The following is a 1,127-nucleotide window of genomic DNA, read 5'->3' on the forward strand; positions in this document are numbered from 1 at the left end:
CTCAGCGAGGCCGCGGTCGACGTCCATGGCCGGGGGCTGGCCGAGCGCTGTCGGAATCAGCGCAGAAACCTCCTGCCCGCCTCGACGGAGACCGGGACAAGGAGTTCGTTCCAGACAGCACGATGCGACCACACTGGCGCGACCACTGCCGTGCACCGTGCTGGACGCAAGCTCTCGCCCCACTCCATGCCCTCTACCGACACTGCGCGGACCCAACGCCCGGGTCCGAGGTGGAAGGCAGAGACGTGCAAGATCCACTCCGGTACAAGGCATCGGCCATGTCTTCCTCCTTGATGGGAAACGCATCATCAATGTCCGCGGCCCGGCAACGGTGCCGGACAGGGACCGAATAGCACCCGGAGAGGCAGCCGGTGGCACTGTGAGCATCTTCTTTCCGCAGTTGAAATGTGTCGCATGAGATCGCGGGTGCGCCGGTGCGTGCAGTGCTGGAAGCCTCAGCGGCCTGCTGCACGGGCCGTCGCCGCCTGGAGCCACGGCAGCAGCTGACCACGAAGCCTTCGCGAGCGCAGGCCACCCCGGCGCTCGGGAGCCCTTTTCACCGGAGTATCCCTCAGGCTTTCTGGCCGAGCTTGTTCTCGATGGCTGTGGTCAGGCGGGCGGCGGCGGGGCTGATCTCCCAGGTGTGTGTCTGGGCGCTGGAGAGGGGTGCCGGTGGGACGCCGTCGCGGAGTGGGCGGTTCCGGAGGAGTCCGTAGCGGCTGGCGACGTGGTCGAGGATGAGGGAGCCGTTGGCCTTGGATGTTTTTCCTCCGAGTGCATGGCCGATGGGCCGGCAGTCGTGCAGCACGTCGCCGGGGCGGATGGTGCCGGATGCAAGCAACGCCAGAAGCTGGCGCGCCAGGGCCGTGGCGTAGTCCCCTGTGGTGCGTAGGCCGGCGACTGGTGTGAACAGTGCGGCGGTCAGTTCCTGTGCCGGGCGGCCGTTGCCCGGCACCAGCGGTTGGGGGCGGGCGCGGAGGCGGCGGGGCCAGGGCAGCGCGACGGGGCGGTGATGTTCCCCAGGCGGAGGAAGGACAGCGAGGGCGTGGCGGAGCTGTCGGCTGACGGCGGCGGAGAGGGCGGGATCGTGTGTGTGCGTGAGGGCGTCGTGTTCGGCGGGGTGCAGG

General features: G+C 69.0%; 1 pseudogene. It reads right to left on the reverse strand.

From position 1 onward, the window contains the following. Positions 1–571 precede the first annotated feature (571 nt). A pseudogene (locus WH07_RS36530) lies at positions 572–1,127 on the reverse strand (hypothetical protein); the annotation flags it as partial.

This window comes from Streptomyces odonnellii (assembly GCF_000981895.1).
Lineage (GTDB): Bacteria > Actinomycetota > Actinomycetes > Streptomycetales > Streptomycetaceae > Streptomyces > Streptomyces odonnellii.